Origin of the sequence: Vibrio sp. V30_P3S12P165 (assembly GCF_009904905.1) — a bacterium.
GTDB lineage: Bacteria > Pseudomonadota > Gammaproteobacteria > Enterobacterales > Vibrionaceae > Vibrio > Vibrio fujianensis.
Window position 1 is genome coordinate 34325 of the sequence record NZ_WXWH01000055.1, and the last position, 23032, is coordinate 57356.

At 44.9% G+C, this 23032-nt stretch carries 20 protein-coding genes and 1 pseudogene; 12 read left to right on the forward strand and 9 right to left on the reverse strand.

Annotated elements, in window-relative coordinates; all coding sequences use genetic code 11:
- Positions 1-103: 103 nt before the first annotated feature.
- Positions 104-1459 carry a magnesium transporter gene (gene mgtE / locus CAG57_RS11035; protein WP_161427712.1) on the forward strand — a complete coding sequence of 452 codons (1356 nt, stop codon included), beginning with the start codon at positions 104-106 and terminating at the stop codon, positions 1457-1459.
- An 89-nt stretch (positions 1460-1548) separates the two neighbouring features.
- Here mgtE and pmbA read toward each other — a convergent pair whose 3' ends face one another.
- Positions 1549-2892: a metalloprotease PmbA gene (gene pmbA / locus CAG57_RS11040; protein ID WP_161427713.1), complete on the reverse strand. Its 1344-nt coding sequence runs from the start codon at positions 2890-2892 to the stop codon at positions 1549-1551.
- Between the two features lie 109 nt (positions 2893-3001).
- On the opposite strand from pmbA, the gene yjgA reads away from it, so the two are divergent.
- The gene (yjgA, locus tag CAG57_RS11045; protein ID WP_099610432.1) at positions 3002-3529 is read left to right on the forward strand and encodes a ribosome biogenesis factor YjgA; all 528 of its coding nucleotides are present in this window, start codon (positions 3002-3004) and stop codon (positions 3527-3529) included.
- Positions 3530-3661: 132 nt separating this feature from the next.
- On the opposite strand, the gene thiQ is transcribed toward yjgA, so the two are convergent.
- The 5 genes from thiQ to mpl form a co-directional block, all read right to left on the reverse strand.
- Complete coding sequence (gene thiQ / locus CAG57_RS11050) at positions 3662-4366, reverse strand: thiamine ABC transporter ATP-binding protein (protein WP_161427718.1); 705 nt, start codon at positions 4364-4366, stop codon at positions 3662-3664.
- On the reverse strand, positions 4366-5958 hold the full coding sequence (thiP, locus tag CAG57_RS11055; protein WP_161427714.1) for a thiamine/thiamine pyrophosphate ABC transporter permease ThiP: 1593 nt from the start codon (positions 5956-5958) through the stop codon (positions 4366-4368). Before thiP ends, thiQ begins: the two co-directional genes overlap by 1 nt.
- A gap of 6 nt (positions 5959-5964) precedes the next feature.
- Positions 5965-6960 (reverse strand): thiamine ABC transporter substrate binding subunit, encoded by a 996-nt coding sequence (thiB, locus tag CAG57_RS11060; protein WP_202597868.1) that lies wholly within the window; start codon positions 6958-6960, stop codon positions 5965-5967.
- 224 nt (positions 6961-7184) lie between these two features.
- Positions 7185-7817 (reverse strand): flavin prenyltransferase UbiX, encoded by a 633-nt coding sequence (locus CAG57_RS11065; protein ID WP_099610436.1) that lies wholly within the window; start codon positions 7815-7817, stop codon positions 7185-7187.
- Positions 7814-9202, reverse strand: coding sequence for a UDP-N-acetylmuramate:L-alanyl-gamma-D-glutamyl-meso-diaminopimelate ligase (gene mpl / locus CAG57_RS11070; RefSeq protein WP_161427716.1), 1389 nt, complete (start codon positions 9200-9202; stop codon positions 7814-7816). Before mpl ends, CAG57_RS11065 begins: the two co-directional genes overlap by 4 nt.
- Before the next feature lie 263 nt (positions 9203-9465).
- Between mpl and fbp the strand changes: the two genes are divergently transcribed.
- Both fbp and ppa read left to right on the forward strand, forming a co-directional pair.
- On the forward strand, positions 9466-10479 hold the full coding sequence (gene fbp, locus CAG57_RS11075) for a class 1 fructose-bisphosphatase (protein WP_161428080.1): 1014 nt from the start codon (positions 9466-9468) through the stop codon (positions 10477-10479).
- Positions 10480-10732: 253 nt separating this feature from the next.
- Positions 10733-11263, forward strand: coding sequence for an inorganic diphosphatase (gene ppa / locus CAG57_RS11080; protein ID WP_099610439.1), 531 nt, complete (start codon positions 10733-10735; stop codon positions 11261-11263).
- A gap of 68 nt (positions 11264-11331) precedes the next feature.
- Here the strand turns inward: ppa and CAG57_RS11085 are convergent, their stop codons facing one another.
- From CAG57_RS11085 to tamA, 3 genes are read right to left on the reverse strand one after another with little or no spacing between them, the layout of a single operon-like run.
- On the reverse strand, positions 11332-11676 hold the full coding sequence (locus CAG57_RS11085) for a gamma-glutamylcyclotransferase family protein (protein WP_099610440.1): 345 nt from the start codon (positions 11674-11676) through the stop codon (positions 11332-11334).
- Positions 11677-11686: 10 nt separating this feature from the next.
- Positions 11687-15442: an autotransporter assembly complex protein TamB gene (tamB, locus tag CAG57_RS11090; protein WP_161428081.1), complete on the reverse strand. Its 3756-nt coding sequence runs from the start codon at positions 15440-15442 to the stop codon at positions 11687-11689.
- Positions 15439-17163, reverse strand: a complete 1725-nt coding sequence (gene tamA, locus CAG57_RS11095; protein ID WP_443083776.1) for an autotransporter assembly complex protein TamA — start codon at positions 17161-17163, stop codon at positions 15439-15441. The genes tamB and tamA overlap by 4 nt, the downstream gene beginning before the upstream one ends.
- A 285-nt stretch (positions 17164-17448) precedes the next feature.
- On the opposite strand from tamA, the gene msrA reads away from it, so the two are divergent.
- From msrA to CAG57_RS11135, 8 genes and pseudogenes are all read left to right on the forward strand, one after another.
- The gene (gene msrA, locus CAG57_RS11100; RefSeq protein WP_161428083.1) at positions 17449-18072 is read left to right on the forward strand and encodes a peptide-methionine (S)-S-oxide reductase MsrA; all 624 of its coding nucleotides are present in this window, start codon (positions 17449-17451) and stop codon (positions 18070-18072) included.
- Between the two features lie 95 nt (positions 18073-18167).
- Complete coding sequence (locus CAG57_RS11105) at positions 18168-18845, forward strand: hypothetical protein (RefSeq protein WP_099610444.1); 678 nt, start codon at positions 18168-18170, stop codon at positions 18843-18845.
- Positions 18842-19402 carry a YtfJ family protein gene (locus tag CAG57_RS11110; protein WP_099610445.1) on the forward strand — a complete coding sequence of 187 codons (561 nt, stop codon included), beginning with the start codon at positions 18842-18844 and terminating at the stop codon, positions 19400-19402. Before CAG57_RS11105 ends, CAG57_RS11110 begins: the two co-directional genes overlap by 4 nt.
- Positions 19403-19481: 79 nt before the next feature.
- Positions 19482-19787 (forward strand): DUF2607 family protein, encoded by a 306-nt coding sequence (locus tag CAG57_RS11115; RefSeq protein ID WP_099610446.1) that lies wholly within the window; start codon positions 19482-19484, stop codon positions 19785-19787.
- Between the two features lie 60 nt (positions 19788-19847).
- Positions 19848-20456: a zinc uptake protein ZrgA gene (gene zrgA / locus CAG57_RS11120; RefSeq protein ID WP_161428084.1), complete on the forward strand. Its 609-nt coding sequence runs from the start codon at positions 19848-19850 to the stop codon at positions 20454-20456.
- A gap of 52 nt (positions 20457-20508) precedes the next feature.
- Positions 20509-21225 (forward strand): ABC transporter ATP-binding protein, encoded by a 717-nt coding sequence (locus CAG57_RS11125; protein ID WP_161428085.1) that lies wholly within the window; start codon positions 20509-20511, stop codon positions 21223-21225.
- Positions 21222-22481 (forward strand): ABC transporter permease, encoded by a 1260-nt coding sequence (locus tag CAG57_RS11130; protein ID WP_161428086.1) that lies wholly within the window; start codon positions 21222-21224, stop codon positions 22479-22481. The genes CAG57_RS11125 and CAG57_RS11130 overlap by 4 nt, the downstream gene beginning before the upstream one ends.
- A gap of 72 nt (positions 22482-22553) precedes the next feature.
- Positions 22554-22991 (forward strand): annotated as a pseudogene (locus tag CAG57_RS11135) (DUF3299 domain-containing protein); the annotation flags it as partial.
- Between the last annotated feature and the right edge of the window lie 41 nt (positions 22992-23032).

Consider the following 23032-nt stretch of genomic DNA (forward strand, 5'->3'; position numbering starts at 1 on the left):
TAAATCAGCAAGCTTCGCTCGAGCAACTATCTTCTGGTTACTTGCCCCTAAAATTAAGTTATTATTCAATTCATTGTCTAAATTCAAGCATTAGGAGGAAGCTATGGCCGAGCAAATCGAGTTTGACCAAGCTCACCACACCCTCCAAGAAATTACCGAAGCCTTAGAAAATGGCCGATTCGTCCATGTCCGTCGTCAATTACAGGATATGGAACCGGAGGATATTGCTCATCTGTTAGAAGCCTCTCCTCGTAAGGCGCGTTATGTCCTATGGCAACTCACTGATCCTGAAGATTACGGCGAGATCCTTGAAGAACTCAACGAAGACGTTAAAGATGCGCTCGTTTCGAAAATGGCTCCCGAGAAACTGGCCGAAGCCACTGAGGGGATGGACAGTGACGATGTTGCCTATGTCTTACGAAGTTTACCCGATGACTTGTCCCGTGAAGTGCTTGCCCAAATGGATGCAGCAGAGCGGCTACGTGTAGAAACAGCTCTCTCCTATCCAGAAGACACTGCTGGTGGATTAATGAACACCGATGTCATCACGATTCGTGGTGATGTCGATGTGGATGTCGTACTGCGTTACCTGCGTATGAAAGGTCAACTTCCTTATGCCACAGACTCTTTATATGTCATTGATGCTGAGAGTAAGCTCATTGGTTACTTACCATTATCGACCTTAATCACAACACAGCCGGACATTCCAGTCAGTGAAGTGATGGAAGACGCAGATGAAGCGATCAATGTCGATGCTAAAGACTCCGATGTCGCGAGCCTATTTGAGCGGCGAAATTGGGTTTCAGCTCCTGTGGTTGATGAAAACCAGCACCTCGTCGGACGTATCACTATTGATGATGTGGTGGACGTGATTCGAGAAGATGCCGAGCACTCAATGATGAGTATGGCGGGGATGAACGATGATGAAGATACCTTTGCCCCCGTTTTCAAATCGGCACGTAAGCGCAGCATTTGGCTTGGTGCGAATGTTCTAGCCGCTTTAACCGCCGCTTCTGTATCCAATATGTTTGAAGCAACTTTAGAGCAAATGGCGGCCATTGCAGTATTAATGACCATTGTGCCGTCAATGGGTGGCGTGGCCGGCAACCAAACCGTTGCTTTGGTCATTCGAGGGCTTGCACTTGGACATATCGGCGACAGTAACAAACGAGAATTACTATTGAAAGAAGCCTCTATTGGCTTTCTCAACGGCATACTTTGGGCATTGACGATTGGTGCAATTGTGGTGGTTTGGAAGGGAGAATGGCTACTAGGTGGCATTATTTCTGCAGCAATGATGACCAACCTCTTTATCGCTGGCGTGGCTGGTGTGATGATTCCAATCTTACTCAAAAAAATGAATATCGACCCCGCGCTCGCTGGCGGTATGGCATTAACCACCGTTACCGATGTGGTGGGATTATCGGTTTTCTTAGGTTTAGCAACCTTATTTATCTAATTTATCTAACGTTTAGCCTCATCTCATTTAACGACTGCAAAAGCGCTGATTATATTCAGCGCTTTTGTGGTACCAGGGAGTGGCAAAGGTTATTCGCCTGCCACTTTCATGGATTCTAACAGCATTGAGCCGGTTTGAATTTGAGAGCGAGTTTCTACATCGCTACCCACCGCAATAATTTGCTTAAACATGGTTTTTAAGTTGCCCGCAATCGTCACCCCAGATACCGGGTATTGGATTTGTCCATTTTCTACCCAGAACCCTGCTGCACCACGCGAATAATCACCCGTTACAGTATTCACACCTTGCCCCATCACTTCCGTGACCAACAATCCGCGATCCATCGTTTTGAGTAGTTGAGCAAAATCTTGCCCTGTTGTTTGCACAAACCAGTTATGAATACCGCCCGCATGTCCCGTTGGCTGCATCTTCATTTTACGTGCGGCATAGCTAGTCAGTAGATAAGTCTCTAGTATACCGTTGGTAATAATTTCACGATCTACGGTCTGTACCCCTTCACTATCAAAAGGACTAGAAGCTAAACCTCGTAAAATATGAGGGCGCTCGCTGATATTAAACCAATCAGGTAAAATTTGTTGTCCAAGATGATCGAGTAAGAAGGAAGATTTTCGGTACAAATTGCCACCGCTGATCGCCATGACTAAATGCCCTATCAAGCCGGTCGCCACATCCGCCGCAAATATCACTGGGTATTGCCCAGTTTTCAGTTGTTGGGCATCTAAGCGTTGGACAGTTTTTTCTGCCGCTTGTCGGCCAACCTCTTCTGGGGTCCATAAATCACCGCTATGGCGTGCAACGGTATAACTGTAGTCGCGCTCCATCTCACCATTTTGCCCTTCACCAATCACACAGCAACTGATGCTATGACGGCTAGAAGCATAACTGGCCAATAAACCATGACTGTTGCCATACACCTTAATACCATAGTGGCTATCGTAACTAGCACCGTCGCTTTGCTTGATTTTACGGCTAGAGTTCAATGCTTCTCGCTCTGCGGCAATAGCAATCGTGGCAGCACGATCAGGGTCAGGTTCATCAGGATGAAACAGATCCAGATCAGGAATCGTCTGCACCATTAATGCTTTCGGTGCAGGGCCTGCATAAGGATCTTCAGACGTGTAATGAGCGATATCTAACGCCGCTAACACCGTTTGCTGAATGGCTTTTTCACTCAAATCAGAGGTGGATGCACTCCCCTTACGCTGCCCTCGATACACGGTGATGCCCAACGCCCCATCGCTGTTAAATTCGACATTTTCAACCTCACACATCCGGGTTGATACACTCAGTCCAGTGCTTTTGCTAATAGCGACTTCGGCGGCCTCCGCTTGAGCTGAGGCCATATCAAGAGCTTTGGCTACCGCCGCTTCCAATTCACTGCGCTGCATTGCGACTTGCTGTCTTATATCCATCTCTCATCCAACTAATTGAGCTTTTATCCGGTTAGGATAACAAGAATTTCGCTTTCTCCCCACGATTCTTGCTAAAATAGCTAAGATAAATAACTTATTAGTGAAGACTATGGCGCGTAAAAACCAAAAAGCTCCTTGGGAAGAGGAAGAAGAGATCATCTGGGTTAGTAAAACCGAGTTGAAAAACGATATGATTGAGCTACAAAAGCTCGGGGAAGAGCTGGTTGATTTAAAACCATCAGCGCTGCAAAAAATCCCGATGCCGGAAGATTTGCTGGACGCAATTAAAGATGCTCAGCGTTTCAAAAATGAAGCTCGCCGCCGACAATTGCAATACATTGGCCGAGTCATGCGCAATATTGATCCGGAGCCGATTCAAGCCGCATTAGATAAACTGCGTAATAAACATTCGCAGTCAACCGCTGTTCTGCATAAGCTAGAACAGTGGCGAGATCGCATTGTGGCCGACGGTGACAGTGCGATTGAAGAGTTGATGCAACAATATCCAGCAGCTGATCGTCAGCGGCTGCGTCAATTAGCCCGTCAAGCAAGCAAAGAGAAAAAGGCGGAAAAAGCCCCAAAAGCCTCACGAGAAATTTTCCAAATTCTCAAAACACTCAATGATGAAGCAATCTAATTCATAATGGTGTTCAAAACTCGGCCAAAAAATACACACCAAGCGAACGTATTAACCTCGTTTGGTGTGCTATCTTGCGCCATTTCTTTTGGTGTCAAGCTTGAAGCCTACTTGAAGCCTATTAACTACCCGCTAACTACCCGCGCGAATAAAATCGGCAAAAGCCGGATGATTTTGAGGCTCAGACAAAGCAGCAACGTCCCCTACCACTTCCACTTTTCCTTGATCCATAAAGGCAAAATGGCTGGCAATCGTTTTGGCATCATTCAAATGGTGTGTCACCATCAATACCGTAATATTTCGTGCTTGAGCCAGCGATTTCACCAATTGCAGCATTTCTTCTCTCAGTAGCGGATCTAAGGCAGAGAAAGGCTCATCCAACAACCAGATGGGATGAGACTGAACAAAGCAGCGTGCCAACGCTACACGTTGTCGCTGCCCACCTGAAAGCTGTTCCGGTAATCGATCAAGAAATGGTTCAATACCGACTTGCTGAGCCGCCCATTGTACTTGATCTTTTTGCTGCACATTTAATTTCAGCCCAGGATGCAGTCCCAGCGCAATATTCTCTCGCACGGACAAATGACTAAATAGATTATGTTCCTGAAAGAGCATAGAGAAAGGACGCTGATAAGGCACTTTAGCCAATATGGACTGACCATCAACCCATATGTCACCGCTGTGTGGGGCAATAAATCCAGCCAACAAACTTAATAGGGTCGATTTTCCCGCGCCACTCGGCCCCATTAATGCAGTAATACTGCCTCGTTCAACTTGAAGATCAAACGAAAACCAGGCTTGTTGATACTGATAAGTCAATTGGTTAATTGCGAGCATCATACATCCTTATGATAGTGATGAAAGAGGCGCTCAACGCCGTAATAAACACCGACGCTAAGCACAAGCAAAGCCAAAGACACCACCGCAGCAGCCGTCATCTGATAACTGCCCAATAACTGGTAGAGATAAAGAGGCAAGGTGGTCAATTGCTGGCTACCAAATAAGGCAATGGCACTGAGATCCCCCATCGACAACAAGAAACTGATCGATAAAGCATGTGCAAAAGGCTTTTGTAATGCGCGCCACTCTATCAGCTTCAATCTTGCCCAGCCACGAATCCCCAAGCTGGCACATAAAAACTGATATTGCTGCTCAAGATGCAGCATAGGTTGAGCTAAGGTTTTAATAACATAAGGAAGCGCCATTAAGCTATTCACCACCACCACTAACCAGTAACCAATACTAAACACATCCATCGCTTGGCGAAGCAATAAGAACAGCCCGGTACTAATCACTAACCCCGGTGTCACCAGAATAATAGCGCCAATCAGTTCGATACTATTGGCTTTTTTAGGTTGATGCTGTATCCGCCAATAACGGCTGGTCAGCACAATCGCGCAGCCAATCCCAACGGCGATAGTTCCCGCTAAGCTGGCAATTTGCAATGAGGCGATGACAGCTGACCAAAATTCTTGGCGACGCAATATGGTAAAGAGTTGCACATTCAGCCCACTAATGATCACCATCAGTAAAGGGGGCAAAACCAACAACAGCACCATTCCAATCCAGAATCCATCCCAAAGCCGATTAGCGAATGTCTCTTTGCCTAATCTAAACCATTCTCCAGCATGCCCTTGGCTAGCAGGCAATGAACGTGCAAAGCGCTGCATCGTGAGATAAAGTAAAGCGCATAACACCATTTGCCACAGAGCGAGCAAAGCTCCAGTAGCTAAATCAAAATCAAATTTAATCGCTTGATAAATCGCCAACTCAATCGTGGTCGATTTGGGGCCGCCCCCCAATGCCATGACGGTGGCAAAACTGGTAAAGCACAGCATAAAGACTAAACTTCCCACCGAAGGGAGCTGCTGGCGTAAGCGAGGCCACTCGACCGATTTAAACTTTTGCCATTGATTCATCCCCAAATGAGCACACAGTTTATGCTGTTCTACTGGAATACCTTCTAGGCTTTGCAGTAAAAGGCGACTGGCATAAGGCAAATTAAAAAACACATGAGCCAGCAAAATGCCATTTAAACCATAAATGGAGAAAGGTAACGGTTGCTGCCACTGGCTCAGCAGCTTGGCTAATAATCCGCTATTACCATAAATCGCCAATAGGCCAAACACCCCGACCAATACCGGTAATACTAGGGTCATGGCAAACAGTTTTAGCAGCAGATCTCGCCCTTTGAATCGTCGTCGATGCAAAGCATGAGCAACTGGGATCGCCAATCCGACACTGAGCAGGGTAGAAAGCAACGCTTGATAAAAACTAAACCAGGTGACATGACGAAAATAAGCATCACGCCAGATTTCTCCAAGCGCTAATGAAGGGGAATACCAAAATAGAGCGCCAATCGTGGCAAAAATAAAGAGCGCAACGAGACTTGCTAGCACAATTCCCCATTTCGGGGCTACCGTATTCATATCGTCTTAAAACGTTAACGCATGCTGCCATTCACGAATCCAACTCCGTCGCTGCTTAGCCACTTCGTGCTCTGAAAACGAGAGCGCTTTATTCGGAATCGATAAATTTGTATAACCTTGGGGCAGGGGAACGTCGGTGACGGGATACATCCAGTTTGTAGTCGGGATCACCGACTGAAAATCATCGCTTAACATAAACTGCATAAAGCTGTCCGCGAGTCGCGAATGTTGACTACTAGCAACCTTTGCCGCCACCTCAATCTGTAGATAATGTCCTTCCTTAAAACTGGCCGCAGCATAGCGCTGATCTTTTTCCGCTATCGCATGATAAGCCGGAGAGGTCGTATACGAGAGCACCATATCCGCCTCGCCTTTTAAAAACATGGAGTAAGACTCTGACCAGCCTTTTGTCACCGTGACCGTCTTGTTCGATAACTGTTTCCACGCTTCACTGGCTTTGTCACCATACACAGACTTCATCCACAGCAATAAGCCTTGCCCTGGAGTTGAGGTGCGAGGATCTTGATAAATCACCTTAATATCGGAACGCTGCTCCACTAATTCTCGTAGGCTAGCTGGCGGATTTAATAGTTTTTCCCGATTGTAGATAAAAGCAAAATAGCCATAATCATAAGGAATAAAGGTCTTATCATCCCAGCCATTGGGTAACTGTATCGCGGCGGTATTGACTTGATGCTCGGTCAATAATCCGGTTTGTTTGGCCTCAGCCATTAAGTTATGGTCTAACCCCAGCACCACATCAGCTTGACTATTACGCCCCTCAAGACGTAAGCGATTAAGAATGGACACCCCATCATCCAATGCGACAAAATTAAGCTGGCAGTCACATTGCGCTTCAAACGCTCGTTTAATGGCCGGCCCCGGCCCCCAGTCCGCGACAAATGAGTCATAAGTATAAACAGTCAAGGTTTCATTACCTGCCCATGCCAGTGATGAGCAAAATAGACTAGCAACCACAGTAGCAGTAAGTTGATTATTCAAGGCTTGCGCTCCTTTATGAGCGGCACAGGCTTGAGAAAGAATGGATAAGTGCCTCATTCTGCTCAATTCCTACGCCAGCATTATCTGGTTCAGGTGTTTAACCACACAAGGTGTGACTAATGCGGGTCCCAAGCTTGGCTTGATCTCAGCGCCATCACTTTTAGCAATGGTAAGCTCCCCGATGAGTGAAGAAGATTGTAATCGTAAATGAGTAAAGAAGCTACTTACCGACGTTGATCATAACCCCAACGAGGCACAAGTCCTTGCTCAATACCCAAGTGATCCAAAATACGCGCAACCATAAAATCGACCAAGTCTTCAATCGAGGTTGGCTGATGATAAAATCCCGGCGCAGCGGGCATAATCGTGACCCCCAGTTGTGACAGCTTATGCATATTTTCTAAATGCAGGGTTGAGAATGGCGTTTCACGTACCACCAACAAAAGCTGACCACGCTCTTTGATCACCACATCGGCAGCACGTTCAATCAAATTGTCCGACATACCATGCGCGATGGCAGCGACACTCCCCGCCGAACATGGACACACCACCATCTGTTTTGGCGCAGCCGATCCAGAGGCTACCGGTGAAAACCATTCCTCTTTCCCACACACCACCAACTGATTCGGATCACAATCAAAATGGGCAACTAACTGCTGTTTTGCGGCCTCGGGTTGACTAGATAACTGCAAACCGTGTTCGGTTGCCAGCACCACACGGGCCGCTGAGGAAATCAGTAAGTAAACCGTGTAATCGGCCGCCAGTAAACACTCTAAAAGACGCAGCCCATAAGGTGCGCCAGAAGCGCCTGTCCAAGCCAAAGTAATGGCTTGTTTTTTTTTGGTTAATGGTGTCATCGAATTAAATCGTCCTTCTTTTTATTCTGAGCCTGTTCACGCAATGTTGCCAACAGCTTGCTATGAATACCACCAAATCCACCGTTACTCATCACTAAAATATGATCGCCGGGCTGCGCTTCTGCACAAATTTCACTCACCAACACGTCCAACTGATCGGAAGTATAAGCCGGAGCTTGGCATTGCTTAGCGACATCAGCCACTGACCACTCAATATTGTCCGGTTGATAGAGGTAAACCGAATCAGCTTGCTGTAAGGAAGCCGCTAACGTGGTTTTGTGTACCCCTAATTTCATCGTTGCAGAGCGAGGCTCTAACACCGCGATAATTTTTTGCTTACCAACTTTGTTGCGTAGCCCACCGAGAGTCAACTCAATCGCCGTTGGGTGGTGAGCAAAATCATCATAAACGGTCACCCCATTTTCTTGGCCTTTCAGCTCTAAGCGACGCTTCGTATTAATGAAACTGGCCAAGGCTTGGCAAGCTAACTCCGGCGTTACCCCGACATGTCGCGCCGCGGCAATCGCCATGAGGGCATTATTGACATTATGATCGCCAATCAGTGTCCAATCGACCTCACCCACAACTTCTCCATGGAAGTACACGGTAAAATAGGAACCTTCTGGATTTTGTTTTTCTGCCTGCCATTCACCTTGCTGGCCAGTAAACTCAGTTTCACTCCAACAACCTCGGGTTAAAACATCGGCTAAGGCGCTATCTTGCTTCGGTACTAGTAGTCGACCATTCCCCGGCACCGTTCGAACTAAATGATGGAATTGTCGTTTAATCGCTTCTAGATCATCAAAAATATCCGCATGATCAAACTCTAAGTTATTCATCACCAAGGTACGTGGATGGTAGTGTACAAACTTAGAACGCTTATCAAAAAAAGCACTGTCATATTCATCAGCTTCCACCACGAAAAACATGCTGTCTCCTAACCGAGCGGAAAGACCAAAGTTACCAAGTACGCCACCCACCAAAAATCCGGGTTGATAGCCACAATGCTCGAGAATCCAAGCCAACATGCTGGATGTGGTGGTTTTACCATGAGTACCCGCCACCGCCAGTACCCAGCGATCATGAAGCAAAAAATCATGCAGCCACTGAGGGCCAGAGGTGTAACGAAGGTTATGATTGAGCACATACTCCACACACGGATTTCCGCGGCTCATGGCGTTGCCTATCACCACTAAATCTGGTTTAGGTTCTAATTGCACAGGGTCAAATCCTTCAATAATTTCAATCCCTTGTGTCTCTAGCATCGTGCTCATCGGCGGATAAACATTAGCATCACTCCCTGTTACTTTATGACCAAGTTGACGAGCCAGCATAGCCACGCCGCCCATAAAGGTGCCACAAATCCCCAAAATATGAATGTGCATCCAACTAACCTCATCAATGCGGTGTTATCTAACAAGCATTATCCTGATTCAACTCATAAAAGCGAGCATCGAAAATCAACGTAATGTAATTTTAAAATAGTCGACAACTAAATTGAGATCTCAAACAGTTAGTTTATTACCCGTAAAAAGATCTAAGCCCTAAAATCCTCGCAAGGCGCGTGTGAATACCGTTCTAAAGACTCAACCAACATCCATCACCGCGTTGATAATCCCCCCATGATAAAAAATGTTAAGGAAATTACATGTCGAAGATGCGCACCCTTGGCGAGTTTATTGTTGAAAAACAACATGACTTCCCTCATGCAAGTGGTGAACTCTCCTCACTGCTCGCCTCTATTCGCCTCGCTGCCAAAATTGTTAACCGTGAAATTAATAAAGCGGGACTGGCTGATATCACAGGCGCTTCCGGTCAAGATAATATTCAAGGTGAAGAACAACAAAAGCTCGACCTCTACGCAAATGAAAAATTCAAAGCAGCACTGGAAGCTCGCGATCAAGTCTGTGGCGTGGCAAGTGAAGAAGAAGATGAAGCGGTTGCTTTTAATAAAGATCTCAACAAAAATGCAAAATATGTCGTCCTTATGGACCCTCTAGATGGTTCATCTAACATTGATGTCAATGTCTCGGTAGGCACGATCTTTTCCATTTATCGCCGAATTTCTCCCGTCGGAGCGCCCCCTACCGCTGAAGACTTTTTACAACCCGGTCATAAACAAGTCGCGGCGGGATACGTTATTTACGGTTCTTCTACCATGCTAGTCTATACCACGGGTCATGGTGTCAATGGCTTTACTTACGACCCCTCCATTGGTTCATTCTGTTTATCTCATGAAAATATGCGTATTCCAGAACAAGGGAAAATTTATTCCATCAACGAAGGCAACTATATTCGCTTTCCCACTGGGGTAAAAAAATACATTAAGTACTGTCAAGAAAGTATCCCTGAAGAGAATCGCCCTTACACGTCACGCTATATTGGCTCTTTAGTAGCTGACTTTCACCGTAACCTACTTAAAGGGGGCATTTACCTTTATCCAAGCACCCAAAGTCATCCAAACGGAAAGTTACGTTTGCTATACGAATGCAATCCGATGGCATTCTTAATTGAACAAGCGGGTGGTTTAGCCTCTGATGGTGTTGATCGTATTCTTGATATCAAACCAACCGAGCTACATCAGCGAGTGCCATTTTTTGTCGGCTCAAAAACCATGGTTGAGAAAGTCGAAAGCTTCCTCGCCAACCATCCTGATGAATAACGCGATTCCGATCCTTTGTATTCCAATCATTGGTTAAAACATTCCCCAACACGATCACATAGATAGGGTTGGGGAATCGACTTTTTTCATGCATTTAAAAACGGGTTGACACTCTCTGCCAACATCCTCTTGGGGATCGGAATATTTACAGGTAAACTTTGCCCTTTATTGTGTATCGGTTTTGCACCTTTACTCAGTTTGCATAATAATTAATGACGTTTTTTGAAGTCCGGTTAACAAAAAGGAAACCTTAATGAGTTTAAATCATGTGCCAGCAGGCAAATCACTGCCTGACGATATCTATGTTGTGATTGAAATCCCAGCCAATGCTGATCCTATCAAGTACGAAGTCGATAAAGACTCTGGCGCGGTATTTGTTGACCGCTTCATGTCAGCACCTATGTTTTACCCATGCAACTACGGCTATGTCAACCATACGCTATCGTTAGATGGTGATCCTGTGGATGTACTTGTCCCAACGCCATTCCCGCTAATGCCTGGTTCAGTAATTCGTTGCCGCCCTGTGGGTGTGTTGAAAATGACCGATGAGTCCGGTGAAGATGCGAAAGTGATCGCGGTGCCACACTCAAAACTTTCCAAAGAGTATGATCACATCCAAGATATCAATGATGTGCCAGAGCTGCTTAAAGCGCAAATTACTCACTTTTTTGAGCATTACAAAGAATTAGAAAGTGGTAAATGGGTAAAAGTAGAGGGTTGGGAAGATGCCGCCTCTGCTCGCGCAGAAATTTTGTCTTCTTACGAGCGTGCTCAGCAGAAATAGACCTTCATTTCCGCCACGTCAACAGCCAGCTCTCATGAGTTGGCTGTTTTACGATTGGCGACGAAAATTTAAATACGTTGGCACCAATCTCCAGACTCAATCAAGTTGGTTAATCCACTGGTATCTTGATAGATATAGATCCAAGCAAGTCCATAGGGCGTGTCGATCGTTTCTCGCCGATATTCAACGGGAACATCTTCTAATACATCCAGCTTGATCAAGGTTTTCTCATCGACTTGATACACCTCCCCTTTAATGGACTGCTGGCCAGCAATCAACCCTGGATAAGGGCCAAGATCATGTAACGCATAGCTCGGTGGCGTTTCAAAATAACCTAACAGCTTACTTCCATTTAAATAATCATGGTGGCTTTCCCCCTGTCGCAGGGTGCCATAAACAAAAACCAGATGCATGGTTTTCTCCTCAGTTAAATTCAAACCGATAAAGCAGATCGATTGCGCTGTCTAGTCCAGAAACCGCTTCTAGATAAAGATCTTTCATCAATCGGTAACGCACAGTAAATTGGCCAACTGAATTAAAGATACCAACACCATACTTTACTTGCAGTCCAGGTAAAATATAGCCACTTACGGTAATTTGCGCCTCCTCTCCCGAGCCCGTTGTATCTAATTGTAGATCTTGCACACCAAATTCTTCACCAATTCGCCCCACCAATTTACCACTTTGCGCTAAGCTTAGCCCGATAAGGGTCATGGTCATCGCATTACCGCCCGCTTCACCATCAATATCTTGTCCACGCAGTAAGTAAGATAACGCATTCGCTTGTGGTTTCGCTGGCTCAGAGAAAATAGAGATCATGGGCTCATCTGCAGGCCCTGTGACTTGAATCCCGGCGATGACACCATCTTGGGTGTTATTCGGATTACGAATCGCTTTAATGGAAACAAAGGGCTGATCCACAGGGCCATTCATTAAAATTTTCCCTTCTTGGATCTGCAGATCTTGGCCAAATGATCGATACTGACCTTGCAAAATATTAACCTCACCGATCACCAATGGCCCACGCTCACGCTGAGTAAAATTCAATCGCCCTCGTAGCCCCCCTTCCAAACCAAAGGCACTCAGACGAACATCCTCACCAATCACGATTTGTAAATCTGTTTCAAACCGTAACGGTAAACGACTTTGCTCGCTTAAAGGCTGCAAATCTTTACTCAATATAATTTGATCCTTAGACACTTCGATGGCGCTCGAAGGTAGCTCTTCAACCGTAATCCGCCCCCAAGGGAGGTTTATCGACCCCGTAACTTGTGCCAGATTCGGTTGCATGGTTAAAGTTAAATCAGGAACTACCTTCATTTTCACAATCGGTGGCATATCCAGCAGTAATGAATCTGCAAACACTCGACTATTGACCTGCCATTGATCCATATCATGCCAATCGGCATCACCGGTAATATTCAGTAAGCCATCTTGCGTACCAATCTGCGCGTGTAGCGTCGCTTGATAACCCAAAAAGTCTATTGATGCTTGACCGGAATCCATATCAATCGGAGAAATGTCACCTTTCAGTTGTACATCGTTTAGTCCAATATGCCCTTGCACTTGTGGATGCAACATCGCGCCTTGTAGGACAAGATCCGCGGTGATGGTCGATTTTGCTTGGCTATACTCTCCAATTAAGGGAGCCAAAAAATCAATATTAAATGGGGTAAGCTTAATCACGGCTGCCAATTGCTTCTCTTCTTGAGTCACATCTGGAATGCTCATTTGGCCAGAAAAATCGCCATTATCTGTGATATTAAAATGCCAATCTGCCTTTAGGGTATTGCTCGCAAGTTGAGCATTGATGTCGATATTATCCCAAGCCAACCGGATCGGTTGTTCGAGCGTTTGCTGAATTTGTCCTACCGGAAGCTGTAACGAGACATCCACTTGAGGGGGGGAATCTGGTGACCATTTAGCCGCCAGCCGTCCATTCACTTGCCCTTGAAGTTGTGTATCTTGAGGAAGATACACGGCTATTTGTGGAAATGAAAACTGCTTAATCGCTAAATCAACGTCCCCTTGTTGACCAACTGTTGCTGGCTGAGTGAGACACAAAGATGAATCCGCTTGTAACCAACAATGAGGTTCAATAATCACAGCTTGCTGTTCAAGATCAGCATGTATATCGGTCGCTTGATTCAACACCCAACGCCCTTGCTTGGAAGTGACATCCATCCGCTCCAATTGCCCTTGCCAGATCAGGTGAGGCTCCTCTTGCAACATGCCTTGGATAGCTAAGTGAGTTGAAACCTGTTCAGAATCAACCTCCAGCGTTAAGTGATGCTTTGGCAATAGGCCATTTACCGTCAGCCTGACGCTGTCTATCGTTTGATCTTGATAGTCGATCTCATTGACCGCTAAACGCAGATTCGCCTTAAGCTCTGGCATTGGCATCACATCACCGACTAAATGCACTTGTTTAATGCTTGCTTGATCTTGCCAAATTAGTTGATTCGCGTGTAACGCTAAATGAATATTCGGCTCAGAGATGGCTCCGCGCAGTGCGATATCACCTTGAACTTGGCCAAAAAGCTCCGGGAACGTTTTATCCAGTGCTTGCAAGTTTAATGCGACATTCATATGCCATGCTTTATCCAACTGGCCTTTAGCCGTTAGTGAATTGGGGCCATGAGCTAGCGAAAGTCCTGAAGTGGCGATGCGAAATTCGCCACGCCCTGCCATATCATCCGCCGTTAGATCGCCTTTAATATCGAGAGGAAATCCTCGGACTTTTCCCTGAATATCTAAAAGCGGTAAATCAACTTTCCACCCGCCTTGCTCAGTCAGTTGTCCCGATGTAACGAATTGCCCCTGAATGACTCCCGGCAGTTCCGGCCATTGCATTTCAGGTTGAATATCACTCATATCAAGTTTGGCGTGCCACTCAATTAAATCAGCCCAATCCGCCGTCACCTGTCCTCGTATTTCACCGCCTAACGTTTTCAACTGTAATTGATGCAAAGCTAGGTGGCTCATTGAACCTTCACCTTGCAACACAAATGCTGAATCAGGCAGATCGCGCCCAGAAAAAGTACTCTCTAACTCCAGTCGGTAAGCCGTCAATGAGCCTTTAGCACCAATATGGGGAGCCGTAATAAAATATTCTCCATCACCATTCAATGGCCACTGAGCGTCAAGTTGTTCAATGCGAACCTCAAAAGGCAATTTAGTTTTCAGCGGTTGTAAATGGGCATACAGTTTGGCTTTTGCCCGACCTGACAATTGAGCAGCGAGAGTAAGATCGGCAACACTACCGGTTGCGTTTAATTGTAGAGTTTGCCCTTTTAGCGCTTGCTGTTTCAATAACGAACTCAGTGTCAGGTGGAGAGGATAATCGCCACTTAAGGTGGTTTTAGCCGCTAATGTTGCCGCTAACTGCGGCATATCTAGTGCTAAGTTTTTCACTTCCACTTCAGACTTAAAGGCACGAGCCTCTAACGACAACTGATTAATTTGTATTGGATTTTCTTGCTGTAGTATTGCATCTTTCAATTCAAAGCCGCTCAACTCAACCCGCAAAGGTATGCTCACCTCCGGCAATGTAAGTGGCATATTCGCCATTGAAGAGGGAAGCGTTTCATCGGATGGTGAGGCCTCGGCCAATGTGATACGAACGCCGTTCCATTGTGTTGGGTCAATTCTTAAGCGATTATTTTGCAGCATTCCCCCCGTTGCAAAATGTTGCCAAGCGATATGATGACCAAGCAAATTAAGCTCAACATTATTTAGCGTTAAGCGCCCAACTCTGATCGGAATCGGACTTGAAAAGTGAGTCATGGGATCAGGAGATGACGCTGTAGTACCGTGCTCTTCTGCCGTCGGTAATTGCGGTAGCTTGACCGCTAAACCAGAAACAATAACGTCATTAATACAGACCATGGGCTCAAGCAAACAATTGGCGTTTATCGCAAGCGTTAGCTGTTCAAGAGTGACCTGCAGCGACAAGGCCTTATCGTTGAACGTGACATTATGTAAGGTAAAACGGGGAAATAAAGCACCTTCACTCTCGCTAACAGAAAGTTCAGGTAACGCTTTATGTACTCCCCATAACACAACATTTAAGCCTGGATGAGTAAACAATATACCAGCCAGTAACAAAAGTAGCATGATCACCACTCCTGCGAGGCTGGCAGACAACCATTTGCTCCATTTGATTGCCCGCTTTATCATAGTTCAGGCCCTAAAGTGAAGTGGATCTTAAACTGGTCGCCAGGGTCAGCATCTAATCCCCAAGCAAAATCAAGCCGCAGCGGCCCCACGGGAGAAATCCAACGCAAGCCAAAACCGGTTCCGGTTTTCCAATCAGGATTGTCGTTAAAAGCATCCCCAGAGTCGACAAATAAAGCCCCCCACCAATTACCGGTTAAACGATATTGATACTCAAGTGAGCTGGTCGCCATGTATTTGGCTCCAGTTAATGAATTACTTTCATCACGTGGTGAGACGGACTGATATCCATAACCTCGCAAGTTATTATCCCCCCCGGCAAAAAATCGTAGCGAAGGCGGGAGTTTCTCGAATTCCTCGGCGAAGTTCGCCCCCCCATTGACTCGTATTAAACCACGATGGTTATTACCGATACTGCGCAACCAAGAACTGCCAGCTTGAACTCGCGTAACCCGTGTTTCAGAAACAAATTCAGGATCACCATATTCAATCGTGATGCTCTGTTTATCTCCCCAGGTTAATAAAGCACGATCCATCCGAGTCCGAGTCCGTGTATAAGTCAACCCTGGCAATACAAATTGTACGCTATCGTCAAGGACACCTTGCTCATAGTTTTCTATCAAATAACGAACAAACAAAGTTCGCTGCCAACCACTGTCTAATCGCCAATGTCGCTCGAGCGATAAGTTAGATTCAAGGCTTTTCGTATCTCGATTATCGACATGCTTCATCCCATATTGGATACGATAATACTGGTGTAACACATCTTGTAACGGGATTTTATAACCGGCAGTAATACTCTGCTCTGGATCGGAAATCGAAAAGCTACTATCAAAACTGTGTCCTAAATCGTTCACCCACGGTTTTTTCCATTTCAAAGAACCGCGCACGCCAACATCAGTCGAATAACCTATCCCGGTTTCTAATTGATTACGTGCTTGAGGTGCTAAAGAAACGATCATGGGGAGTTGCCGTTGCCCCGAGTCAATATGACTAAGATCGGGCTTAACAAAAACGGAAGAAAACCAATCGGTATTGGCTAAGTTAAGATTGAATTGACCGACTTGCGAGACTAAATAAGGATCGCCTTGCTTAAACGGTTGCAATGAATGCACGCGTACCTCTTCAATTTGACTGCCAGAAATTGTCGTGGCCCCAAAATGATAGCGAATACCGCTATCAAAATGTAACCGTACAAAAGCCTGATGCAGATCAGGAACGACTTCTAATCGACTCAATTGAAAGTCTCCATCAAAATAGCCTTTTTGTAGGGCCAAATTACGCAAGGATGACTTTAAACTATCATATTGACTATGGTTAAGTGGTTGACCAACCGTTAATCCACTTCGTTCAATTAAGCGCATAAAATCAGCATCTTGTTGTGCTTCACCGTCAACGGTAATCTCAACGAGCGCTAAACGAACCACCTCTCCAGGATCGACACGCACAGTCATCGCTTGATCAGGCTCTGTCACTTCAAAAATAAAGGTCGGTTGGTAATAACCCAACGCCTTTAATGCTTCGGCCATTCTTCGCTCTAAACGTGATTGAAAACGTAATTGAGTCGAATAATCACTGTCCGCTATCGACGACAAATAGGCATCAACATTATCTTTTAGATCACCACTCAAGCCTCGAATGGTTAAATCAACCTTCGCCAGCACAGTGCAAGAGAAGCATAAAGCAACGAATAGGATAAAGAATGGGAGTGATTTCATGTTCAACAGTGATTAAGCGCCTTACCGCAAGCTAGGTCAATAGACATAAAATCATACCGACTCTAAGATAAGAAGTCTGTAGGATAACCCCTCATAAGCTTATCGATAACCATAAAAAATCGTCATAAAGAGAGCGAACTTATCCAAACAATCATTGAATGATAAATGTTGATGATTGGATAAATCATTTCAGTTGATCTCACTACCGCAAGATGTTTTTATCCAACTCTGCCAGTGAGACACAGAATTTCACTCAACGTTCCATTGACTATAATGAATAAGGAATATCCCATGCTCAACAAATCTTCGCTTATTTCAGCGGATCAAGCCTTACCTGGCCGTGTGACTCCCATCGAGTTTGAAGACAAACACTTTATCCATCACACCTCTCTGAGCAGCCAACCTAGCGCTGGACAAGAGCAATTACTGATTGGGATGGGCTGCTTTTGGGGCGCAGAGCGACTATTTTGGCAACGCCATGGGGTCGTTTCAACGTCTGTCGGTTATGCGGGCGGCTTTACTCCAAATCCTACTTATCAAGAGGTTTGTACCGGCCAAACTGGCCATGCAGAAGTGGTTCGAGTGATCTACGATCCCGAGGTTCTATCTTTTAAAAAACTCCTGCAAACCTTTTGGGAAAATCACGATCCGACCCAAGGCATGCGGCAAGGTAATGATTTAGGCACTCAATATCGTTCGGTGATCTACACTTACACCGATGAACAACAAACGCTGGCCGAACAGAGCCGCGCAGAATATCAAGCATTGCTCAGCCAACACCATAAAGCGGCGATCACCACCGAGATTACTCCTGCTGGCGCTTATTATTTTGCGGAAAGTTCTCATCAACAATATCTGGCTAAAAACCCGCAAGGATATTGCGGCCTAGGCGGTACCGGGGTGTGCTTTTTATAAGTAATCATCCCTCAGACTAATTTAACACTCGCTTCAGTAATACCAACGAAGCGGGTTTATCAATCGCTGGTTGAATGATAAAAGAGCCTTCTTGTATGAGCCATTATTTAAGTACGAGCATAATTTTTACTCTTTGCTATAGCCTGCCTGTTTGCGCTATTGAGCTCAATCTGGGTCTACAATTAACCACCAATAACATTGATGTGCGCGACGAATCAGCTCAAAACATTGCACAAATGAGCAACAAGCTCGCTCTGTCTCCAACAGTCTCTCTCTTATCAAAAGGCTATTATCTTTCAGAGCAAAGTTCATTCGGTGTACAGTTTCAACTCGATGGCAACCTGATCAAAGTTGATCGACAAACGCTTCATCAAAACAATCAGCTAACCAATCTTGATACCAAAATATCTGGTTATGCTCTTTATGCCATGCCACTATTTTTTTACCATTTTAATCGCCATCAGCCAGATGAATGGCAAATAAAAACTGGAGTTGGGGTTGGTTTGGGATACCTTAATCTACGCGGTAATTATCAAATTACTCAACCATCTCATCCTGAATTTGGCGAAACAAAAAACATTCGATTTAGTAAATTTGGTGAGGCGATTGGGGTCTATTTGGAAGTCAAAAAAGGCAAACATGCGTTCTTGCTCTATAATTTTAGTCCTTACGTTAACAACAGTGATTACCAATTTCAGGAACATAATGCGGTTCTCGCTTACCGATATACCATTAACTTAAACCATTTATTGGTTAAAACGGACTCACCATGATAAAAAAAACATTGCTCACGCTACTGCTCTCTAGCTATACCTTAGTCACATCGGCACATAATTTAATGCTTGGCCAACCACTTCCACCCGTGAATGTCGAAAAATATGGCGAAGTAGTTTTAAAGGGAAAAGAGCCTCAGTTTGTGCCTTGGAGTAGTACACAATTAGCCGGTAAAGTCAGAGTGATTCAAGCCCTGGCTGGACGAAGTGCAGCAAAAGAGATGAATGCTCCGTTGATGGCAGCGCTGACAGCAGCACAATTTCCACAGCAACACTATCAAACAACCTCAATCATTAATCAAGATGATGCCATTTGGGGAACCGGATCATTTGTGAAATCATCAGCAGAAGAGAGTAAAAAATCATTTCCTTGGTCCTCTATTGTTCTCGATGCCTCTGGTGTTGTCGCACAAAGCTGGGCATTACCCGAAAAGTCATCAACGATTATTGTGTTAGATAAACAAGGGTTAGTCATATATATCAAACAAGGCGCTTTAAATGACGATCAAATTAACCAAGTGCTCACATTAATTCAAACGCATTTAACCTCATCATAACTCATCGCTGCCACTCTTTGCTTGCTTGCCAACAGAATTGTTATATTATAACAGTTCTGTTTTTCTTATACGGTGAATTATGAAGCTCAGCTTGCAACATTTACGTCTTAATACCCAGGCTGTCGCTTTAGTTGCTGTCTTATTGAGTCTATGGCTAAATGTCGCTTCGATCATTCATCAATTGGATATCGACCCAAGCCATCATGAGCATCATCACTGTCAATTATTTTCAGTGGCTCAACATGGGTTAAGTCATGTGATGGCGACTCCTCCCATTTGGCCAAACCGGTACCCAACTGCCCGTTTTTTTCGTCTGTTTTCTAGCGTACTGAATCAGTTTGCTTATTTAGCACGCTCCCCGCCCAGGTCTGATTTTCTATTTTAATTTATGCTTTCCCCCTGATTATAGGGGCCAACTTATTTTATTATGATGGAATTGATGACTATGTTCACTAAACCTTTACTCGTGTTAAGTCTCTCTGCTGCTTTATCCGGCGGGGTTTTCGCTCAGGATTTTCGCCAACATGATGCCCATGTTCATGGACATGTTGAACTCAATATTGCACAAGATGGGCACGACTTATTGATTGAAGTCACTGCGCCAGGTGCTGATGTGGTTGGATTTGAACATCCACCAGAAACCGATCAAGAAAGACAAAGCCTAAACCGTGCCCTAGAAATTCTAGAGCAGGCCAATGGCTTATTTAACTTAACGACCCAAGCAAACTGTCAATTGGAAGAGGCACATATTACTCATTCACTCGATGGCGAAAAACATCATACTGATCAACATCATCACGACCACGACCACGACCACGACCACGACCACGACCACGACCACGACCACGACCACGACCACGACCACGACCACCAGCATGGTGAATTTAACGCCCAATACCACTACCATTGTGAAAATATTTCTGACCTTCGTCACATCGACAGCCAGTGGTTTAAGTTATTTCCAAGCACAGAAAAAATGAGTGTAAATTTGCTGACAGATAAAGTACAAACCGCCTTAGCGTTGACGCCAAAACAAACACGTATTTCACTCTAACGTTTATTTGGGTAAGTAAATACTTGCCCATTTTTCTGTAAAAGGAACCGTGATGAACGCAACCTTTCCCAATACCACCGCCGCAATCATTGAATTGGAGCGAGTCAAATTTCAGTGGCCAAATAACAACCAAGTGACTTTAGATATTGAAAAACTCTCTGTTTCAGCCGGAGAGCACTTATTTATTAAAGGGCCAAGTGGCTGTGGTAAATCTACCTTGTTAAGCTTACTGACAGGAATTCATGTTGCCAATCAAGGTCAAGTCCGTCTACTTGGACATGATCTTGCTCAATTGAAAGCGCAACAACGCGATCGTTTTCGAGCCGATCATATTGGCTACATATTTCAACAATTTAATTTATTGCCTTATCTCTCGCTAGTTGAAAATGTCATCCTTCCTTGTCAGTTTTCATTACCGCGCCGAAAAACCATCCAAGGCAGCCTGAAACATCGAGCCATTGAATTACTGACTCAATTACACTTACCAACATCGCTATTGCATAAACCTGTGTTGGAGTTAAGTATCGGTCAACAGCAACGAGTCGCGGCAGCCAGAGCATTAATCGGGGAACCGGCTTTATTAATCGCAGACGAACCGACCTCCGCCTTAGATTACGATAACCGTACCGCTTTTATTGAACTGTTATTAGAAGAGGCTAATCGGATTGGTTCAACATTGGTATTTGTCAGTCATGACCCAAGTTTAGAAAAACTTTTCCAGCGTAGTGTGTACTTACCTTCCTTAAATCAGGCACGAGGTATCGAATGAATGTTATCTATAATTTAGCTTGGAAAAGCTTACTCAATAGAAAAGCAACGGCCTTATTAACGTTATTAACTGTTGCGATTTCCGTGATGCTTCTTGTGGGAGTTGAACGAATTCGAACTCAAGCTAAAGCAAGCTTTGCAAATACCATTTCAGGCACAGACCTCATTGTCGGCGGACGTTCAGGCCAAGTGAACTTACTACTTTATTCAGTCTTTCGTATCGGTAATGCGACCAATAATATTGACTGGAAAAGCTATCAAGAATTTAGTCAACACCGAGCCGTAAAATGGGCCATTCCAATTTCCTTAGGTGATTCTCATAAAGGATTCCGAGTGATGGGAACAAACCATAGTTACTTTGAACATTTTCGCTATGGGCATAAGCAACCACTCACGCTTGCCAAAGGAAGAGCGTTTACTGGTTTATTTGAAACGGTTCTCGGTGCAGACGTTGCCAAACAACTCGGTTATCAATTAGGTAGCGAAATTATTATCGCTCATGGCATCAGTGATGTGGGTTTTAGTCGACATGATAACTTACCTTTTACCGTCGTCGGAATTTTAGCGCCAACAGGAACTCCAGTGGATAAAACCGTCCACGTTTCTCTTGAAGCCATTGAAGCCATCCATGTAGGCTGGGAATCGGGGGCCAATTTAGGCCACACCCCCAATAAGCAGCAATTAGAACAATATCAATTTACGCCAAAGCAAATTACCGCCATGCTACTTGGTCTAAATTCGAAAATTCAAACCTTTGCCTTACAAAGACAAATTAATCAATATCGGGATGAACCACTTAGTGCTATTTTACCTGGCGTCGCCCTGCATGAACTTTGGGGCATGATGTCGGTTGCAGAACAAGCGTTAAAGGCTGTTTCTATCTTTGTGGTCATTACCGGACTACTTGGAATGCTGAGTAGTTTACTCACTAGTCTACAAGAGCGACGAAGAGAAATGTCTATTTTACGTGCTATGGGCGCACAACCTAAGCATGTTTTTATGTTATTAATTAGTGAAGCAACGGTTTTGACTTTTTTCGGGATTCTGACCGGAATCATTGGCTTATATACTCTACTAGCCTTCGCCGCACCGATCATAGCCAGCCAGTATGGTATTCAGTTATCGTTGCAATCACTGACGACTTATGAATGGCTGCTACTGGCTTATGTGCAGATCGCGGGGACCATGATCGGCTTTATTCCGGCTCTGCGCGCCTATCGACAATCACTGAGTGATGGTATGACCATTAGACTTTAGGAGATCTTGATGTACAAAGGATTACTCAACCTAACTTTAACGATACTGATGCTGTTTGTACCTCGCGCTTATAGCCATGGTGAGGTTCTCAAACTCGATTGGATTGATCTTATTCCAGAACATGAACGCCACCTAGTGGATAAAATAGGCATGCCCATGGTGGATCATAACCGTGAATTACCCGCCCAGCAGAATCAGATCGGCAGTGTTCGCTCTGAACTTAATGGCAGCAAAGTAAAAATACCAGGGTTTGTGATCCCTTTAGAAGGTGATGAAAATACTGTCACTGAATTTTTACTTGTCCCTTACTTTGGTGCCTGTATTCATGTCCCGCCACCTCCCCCGAATCAAATTGTTTATGTGAAATTCCCGCAAGGCGCTCCAGTACAACAATTATGGGATGTGGTTTACGTTATAGGCACGCTAAAAACACAGATCGTCAGCGTTGATATCGCAGAAACGGGCTACCTTATCGAAGGCGAGGCACTGGCCGATTATGATGATATGTAACTATTAGTTATAAAAATGATCACCTATCGAGCCATCTTATT

Coding starts and splice junctions, on each gene's coding strand:
- mgtE (WP_161427712.1), top strand. CDS start 104: ATGGCCGAGCAAATCGAGTTTGACCAAGCTCACCACACCCTCCAAGAA.
- pmbA (WP_161427713.1), bottom strand. CDS start 2,892: ATGGATATAAGACAGCAAGTCGCAATGCAGCGCAGTGAATTGGAAGCG.
- yjgA (WP_099610432.1), top strand. CDS start 3,002: ATGGCGCGTAAAAACCAAAAAGCTCCTTGGGAAGAGGAAGAAGAGATC.
- thiQ (WP_161427718.1), bottom strand. CDS start 4,366: ATGCTCGCAATTAACCAATTGACTTATCAGTATCAACAAGCCTGGTTT.
- thiP (WP_161427714.1), bottom strand. CDS start 5,958: ATGAATACGGTAGCCCCGAAATGGGGAATTGTGCTAGCAAGTCTCGTT.
- CAG57_RS11065 (WP_099610436.1), bottom strand. CDS start 7,817: ATGACACCATTAACCAAAAAAAAACAAGCCATTACTTTGGCTTGGACA.
- mpl (WP_161427716.1), bottom strand. CDS start 9,202: ATGCACATTCATATTTTGGGGATTTGTGGCACCTTTATGGGCGGCGTG.
- fbp (WP_161428080.1), top strand. CDS start 9,466: ATGTCGAAGATGCGCACCCTTGGCGAGTTTATTGTTGAAAAACAACAT.
- ppa (WP_099610439.1), top strand. CDS start 10,733: ATGAGTTTAAATCATGTGCCAGCAGGCAAATCACTGCCTGACGATATC.
- CAG57_RS11085 (WP_099610440.1), bottom strand. CDS start 11,676: ATGCATCTGGTTTTTGTTTATGGCACCCTGCGACAGGGGGAAAGCCAC.
- tamB (WP_161428081.1), bottom strand. CDS start 15,442: ATGATAAAGCGGGCAATCAAATGGAGCAAATGGTTGTCTGCCAGCCTC.
- msrA (WP_161428083.1), top strand. CDS start 17,449: ATGCTCAACAAATCTTCGCTTATTTCAGCGGATCAAGCCTTACCTGGC.
- CAG57_RS11105 (WP_099610444.1), top strand. CDS start 18,168: ATGAGCCATTATTTAAGTACGAGCATAATTTTTACTCTTTGCTATAGC.
- CAG57_RS11110 (WP_099610445.1), top strand. CDS start 18,842: ATGATAAAAAAAACATTGCTCACGCTACTGCTCTCTAGCTATACCTTA.
- CAG57_RS11115 (WP_099610446.1), top strand. CDS start 19,482: ATGAAGCTCAGCTTGCAACATTTACGTCTTAATACCCAGGCTGTCGCT.
- zrgA (WP_161428084.1), top strand. CDS start 19,848: ATGTTCACTAAACCTTTACTCGTGTTAAGTCTCTCTGCTGCTTTATCC.
- CAG57_RS11125 (WP_161428085.1), top strand. CDS start 20,509: ATGAACGCAACCTTTCCCAATACCACCGCCGCAATCATTGAATTGGAG.
- CAG57_RS11130 (WP_161428086.1), top strand. CDS start 21,222: ATGAATGTTATCTATAATTTAGCTTGGAAAAGCTTACTCAATAGAAAA.